This is a genomic window from Streptomyces sp. GC420, from assembly GCF_009916105.1.
Lineage (GTDB): Bacteria > Actinomycetota > Actinomycetes > Streptomycetales > Streptomycetaceae > Streptomyces.
Genome location: NZ_JAAAXQ010000519.1, coordinates 1 through 4,318, shown reverse-complemented (window position 1 = coordinate 4,318; position 4,318 = coordinate 1). Strand labels below are relative to the sequence as shown.

General features: G+C 73.0%; 3 protein-coding genes and 1 pseudogene. 1 reads left to right on the top strand and 3 read right to left on the bottom strand.

Annotated elements, in window-relative coordinates; all coding sequences use genetic code 11:
* Positions 1 to 143: 143 nt before the first annotated feature.
* Positions 144 to 2,189: an ATP-binding protein gene (locus tag GUY61_RS35295; RefSeq protein ID WP_313897007.1), complete on the top strand. Its 2,046-nt coding sequence runs from the start codon at positions 144 to 146 to the stop codon at positions 2,187 to 2,189.
* Between the two features lie 181 nt (positions 2,190 to 2,370).
* On the opposite strand, the gene GUY61_RS35290 is transcribed toward GUY61_RS35295, so the two are convergent.
* From GUY61_RS35290 to GUY61_RS35280, 3 genes and pseudogenes are all read right to left on the bottom strand, one after another.
* Entirely contained in the window at positions 2,371 to 2,562 is a 192-nt protein-coding gene (locus GUY61_RS35290) for a peptidoglycan-binding domain-containing protein (RefSeq protein WP_166634400.1), read from the bottom strand.
* Positions 2,563 to 2,653: 91 nt separating this feature from the next.
* A pseudogene (locus GUY61_RS40905) lies at positions 2,654 to 3,037 on the bottom strand (hydrogenase expression protein); the annotation flags it as partial.
* Positions 3,038 to 3,143: 106 nt separating this feature from the next.
* Positions 3,144 to 4,318: RICIN domain-containing protein (locus GUY61_RS35280; RefSeq protein ID WP_166634399.1), on the bottom strand; the 1,175-nt coding region annotated here is incomplete at its 5' end.

Sequence of the window (4,318 nt, the reverse complement as noted above, 5' to 3'; positions counted from 1 at the left end):
GGGCTGGTTCCGCCGGTGGTGCTGTCGGCTCTGCCGGGGGCGTGACCGGGCTCTCCGCGAGTGCCGCTGATCACACTCGGGTGGCGGCCGATTCCGCCCCGGGCGTGGGCGACCGCTCGCGGGGCGAGGGTGGTTCCGCGGATGTGGTCGGCGGCCGGGCGGATGCCGCCGACGTGCTCGTGGGCCGACTGGCCGGGCTTCGCGAGCGGGTTGCGCGGCTGGTCGAGCTGCGCAGTGCCGACGATCCCACCGCCGCGGATCCGCTGCGCGGCCTGTACCTGTCCGACGATGCCGTACGGCACCTGCTGGCGCCCGCGAGGGCGAGGACGGACACCGCACCGCCCGGGCACGAGGCGGGCGGTGGCGGGCCCGGAGACCGGCTGGCGGCGCTGTCCGCCCGGCTCGGGCTGACCGGGCTGGACACCCGCGTCCTGCTCATCGCCCTCGCGCCCGACCTGGACCGCACCTTCGAGCCGCTGTACGGCTACCTCAACGACGACGTCTCCCGCCGCCGCGCCACCACGGGCCTGGCCCTCGACCTGTGCGGTCTGCCGCCGCACCTCCCGCAGGGGCGGGCCAGGTTCGATCCCTCCGCGCCCCTGGTCTCGCTCGGGCTGCTGGTCGTCGAGGAACCGGAACGCCCCTTCCTCAGCCGCGCGCTGCGCGTCCCCGACCGGCTGATCGCCCACCTCCTCGGCGACGACACCCAGGACCCCGCCCTGGCCCGCCACGTCCGCCCGCTCGCGCTGCCTGCGCACTCCCCGGCCGCGTACGACGAGGGCTTCGTCCGCAGGCTCGCCGGCCGCCTGGCCGCCGGACCGCTCACCGTCTACCTGCGCGAGCACCGCGAGGGAGACGGCCTGGCCGGCGCCGCGGCCGCACTGCGCGCCTGCGGCCGGGAAGCCCTGCACTTCGTGCCGGGCGGCGGCGCGAGCGGTGCCGCGGACGGCGGCGCGGCGGCCGGGGAGGCGCCGCTGGCCGAGCTGCTGCGCGAGGCCCGGCTGCGTGACCGCGCGGTCGTGGTGTCGCCGCTGCCCGACGATCCGGGTCCGCTCGTACGCGCCCTGGCCGCGCACGGCGCGCGAGACGTGTCCGTCCTGTTCGCCGGGTCCCGGCCCTACGACCCGCAGTGGTGCGAACCGGACCCCCTCGTCCTCGACGCCCCCCGGGTGCGGTCCGGCGCCGTGGAGGCGTGGTCGGCGGCGCTCGGTGCGGCGGCGGACGGTCCGCACCTCGACCTGGGCGGCACCGTCGCCCCCTACCGGCTCGGCGGCGACCGCATCCTGCGCGCCGCGCGAGCGGCCCGGGACCTTGCCCTGTTCGAAGGCACGCCGCTGTCCGCCGTCCATCTGCGGCTCGCCGCCCGGCAGCAGTCCGCCTCCGGGCTGGAGCGGCACGCCCGCCGGATCCGCCCCGAGGTCGGCTGGAACGACCTCGTCCTGCCGGACAAGCCACTGGGGCAGTTGCACGAACTCGCCCTTCGCGCCCGGCACCGCGAGCGGGTGCTCGGCGACTGGCGGCTCAGCGCCGGAGGTGGCAGGGGCCGTGGCGTCCTGGGGCTGTTCGCGGGCGAGTCGGGTACCGGCAAGACACTGTCCGCGGAGGTCGTCGCCGCCGAACTCGGCCTGGACCTCTACGTCGTACAGCTGTCGTCCGTCGTGGACAAGTACGTCGGCGAGACCGAGAAGAACCTGGAGCGGATCTTCGCCGAGGCGGACCGCACGGACGCCGTGCTCCTCTTCGACGAGGCCGACGCCGTCTTCGGCAAGCGCTCGGAGGTCAAGGACTCCCACGACCGCTACGCCAACATGGAGAGCGCCTACCTGCTCCAGCGCCTGGAGTCCTTCGACGGCATCGCCCTGCTCACCACCAACCTGCGGGCCAACATCGACGAGGCGTTCACCCGGCGTCTCGACCTGGTGATCGACTTCCCGTTCCCCGACGCCGGCCAGCGCCTGGCCCTGTGGCGGCACAGCCTGTCGCACGTGCCGCGCACCGAGGACACCGATCCCGGGCCCGCCGCCCGCGACTTCGAGCTGGCGGGCGGCTCGATCCGCAGCGCCGTGGTCACCGCCGCCTACGCGGCGGCCGGGCGCGGCGAGCCGGTTACGACGGCCGACCTCCTGGAGGGAGCCAGGCGGGAGTACCGCAAGGCGGGCCGCCTGGTGCCCGGCGAGGGCGGCTGGTAGCGGGCGGCGGCGGCAGAGCGCGTGGCACGGCGGGCGGCACGGCCGGCAGGGGCAGGCCGGACACCGGTGACCGGCGGACCGCGACTCGGTCCGCCGGTCCCGGGCGTCACCGCGTGCTGCCGTTCCGCCCGGGCCGGGGCTTCCCGGACCGGGCGGAACGGCAGGGACGGCGCAGAGCCGGTCAGCCCAAGTCGACGGTGGCCGGCGGGAAGCTGTCCGCCGTGACCTTCCCGGGGCTGTTCTGGGAGGCGACCCTGCCTCCGTGCAGGGACGCGAAGGTCGCCGCGTCCGCCTCGCCGGTGACCGTGAGCCCCACGTCCTGCTGATAGTCGGTGATCAGCCGCTGCAGCGTGGGACCGTAGCCGGTCTTCACCCGCTCCTCGACCTTCCCGTCCAGGTACTGGATGTTGTCGCGGACGAACCGGCTCAGCGCGGTCGTGGTGTCGCTGTCGTGCTCGGTCTTCCCGGCCGCGCAGGCGTCCTTTGACGGTGGGGGGTACGAGTTCGGCCCGTAGTTCGGTGAAGGGGGTGATGGTGAGGTTGCCCTCGGGGACGGTGGTGGCCTCCGGGTGTTCGGTGGGTGTGATGCGTACGGCGTAGGGGTTGGGTCCGGCGGTGGCGTCGGGGGTGCGCGGTGGTGCGAAGGTCAGTGCGACGGTTCCGGTGGTGCCGGGGTAGAGCCGGAGTGTCTGCGGCTCGACGGTCGTCCAGGGCGCGACGTCGCCGACCGGTTCGAAGCGGTATTCGTCGACGACGTCGCCGGTGTTGCGCAGCCGCAGCCGTACGGTCGTGGTACTGCCGGGGTCCACGGTCGCCGAGGCGGGCTCCAGGGAAGTCCAAAGGCTCACCATTTGACGCTATGGCGCGCAGTGAGGCCAGGTCAGCAGGCCACGGGGCAGCCTTTTTGCCCGAAAGTCCCGGCAAGTGGCCAGGACGCCGCCGCCCCGGGGCGGCTCAGCGCTTGGCGATCTGCCACGCGTGGTCGTCGGCCTTGTCGCACCCGAAAATGGTCAGCCGCACGTCGATGTTCGTGTCGTGGATGCCCGCCACATCCAGACACAGCTGGTTGCTGGCGTAGTTGCGGATCCAGTAGTTCCCGTCCTCCTGCTCGTCCAGCCACCACAGTTGGTTGTCGCCGGTCGTGCCGTTGCAGGGGTACTCGGAGACCGGCGTGGAGGGAGCCCTGGCACCGAACTCCCCCAGGTCGAGGCAGAGACGGTCCTTGGAGTTGCGTATCTGGAAGAGGTCGGAGCCTTCGGGGCCGATTTCCTCGTACCGCACTTCGAGGTCCCAGAGCTGGTTGTCCTCCGGCGTGCTGTTGCAGGTGGACTGGTTGACCGGGCCGTCCTGCTGCCCCTCCCCGCCGCCGGGGACGTCGGCGCACCTGCCGGTGACCATGTTCCTCAGAAGGACCTTCGTCGCGGGCAGCGGCCCCTCGGGCTCCTTGTTCCCCTCGGGCTTCTCCTGCTTCCCGCCGGCGCCGCCGGCACCGCCCGGCTGCCCTTCCGCGGACACGGACGCGGAAGGCGACGTGGACGGCTCGGTCACGGAGTCCGGCGGCGGCGCGACGAGCGAGGGCGACGGACCGGGCGTCGGCAGCGCTGTCGCGCCCGCTTCCTCCACCTTTTCCATGGCGAGGCTGCGTATTTGGGGCTTCTGGGCGAGCCAGAGCATGACGAAGGTGATGGTGAGGGCGAGGGTGAGGCCGAGGGCGGTGGCGAGCCAGCGGGGGAGGAATCCGTGTTGGACGTAGGTGCCGTCGATGGTGGTGGGCTGGGTGCCGGAGCGTTGGACGGCGAGGGTGTAGGGGCGTTCTTCCTTGGAGCCGAACCAGATGATTTCGCGGGGTTTGAGGCGGGCGTCGACGAAGGCGGCGCGGCCGGGTTCGATCTGGATGTTGCTGGGGGTGAGGTCGTAGGTGAGCTGGTCGCCGTTGTCGCTTCCGGTGATGGAGGCGGTGAGTTTGGTGTTGCCGAGGTTGTCGACGGCGAGTCGGGGGCGTCCGCGCAGGCGTCCTTTGACGGTGGGGGGTACGAGTTCGGCCCGTAGTTCGGTGAAGGGGGTGATGGTGAGGTTGCCCTCGGGGACGGTGGTGGCCTCCGGGTGTTCGGTGGGTGTGATGCGTACGG